At 74.7% G+C, this 772-nt stretch carries 1 protein-coding gene; it reads right to left on the reverse strand.

Going from position 1 to position 772, the window contains the following annotated elements; translation table 11 throughout:
- Positions 1-772: beta-ketoacyl reductase (locus OSB71_RS24240; protein ID WP_265950944.1), on the reverse strand; the 772-nt coding region annotated here is incomplete at both ends.

Here is a 772-nt window from a genome sequence, read left to right on the forward strand (position 1 = left end):
TGGTGAGGCGGTTGCGCAGTTCGACGGCGGTCAGGGAGTCGAAGCCCAGGTCGGTGAAGGCGCGCTGGGGCGCGACGGCGGTGGGGGTGGGGTGGCCCAGTGCGGCGGCGACCTCGCCGCGGACCGCGTCCAGGAGTGCGGTCTGGCGTTCGGTGGGGGGCAGGGTGCGCAGGCGCTGGGCCAGGGGTGAACCGGAGCCGGGGGTGTGGCGGGTGTGGGGGGTGGTGCGGCGTCGGGTGCGGACCAGGTCGCGCAGCAGGGGCGGGACGGTCGGGGCGTGGCTGAAGGCGGCCGGTTCCAGCCGTAGCGGTGCTAGCGCTGCTTCGCCGGTGCGCAGGGCGGTGTCGAGCAGGTGCAGGCCCTGGGTGTTCGTCAGGGGGGTGAGGCCGCCGCGTCGCATGCGGGCGAGGTCGGTGGCCTCGAGGTGGCCGAGCATGCCGGCCTCGGCCCAGGGCCCCCAGGCCAGGGAGACGGCGGGCAGGCCCTGCTCGCGCCGGTGCAGGGCGAGTGCGTCCAGGAAGGCGTTGCCGGCCGCGTACGGGGCCTGTCCGGCCGATCCGAGGACTCCCGCCGCGGAGGAGAACAGCACGAACATCGACAACCGGTGGTGCGCGGTCAGCTCGTGCAGGTACCAGCCGGCGTCCACCTTCGGTCGCAGCACGGCCGTAACCCGCTGGGGGGTCAGGCCCTCCAGCACCCCGTCATCGATCACACCCGCCGCGTGCACCACACCCGCCAGGTCCTGGCCGATGTCCTCGATGACCGCGGCCAG

Origin of the sequence: Streptomyces marinisediminis (assembly GCF_026262575.1) — a bacterium.
Taxonomy (GTDB): Bacteria; Actinomycetota; Actinomycetes; order Streptomycetales; family Streptomycetaceae; genus Streptomyces; species Streptomyces marinisediminis.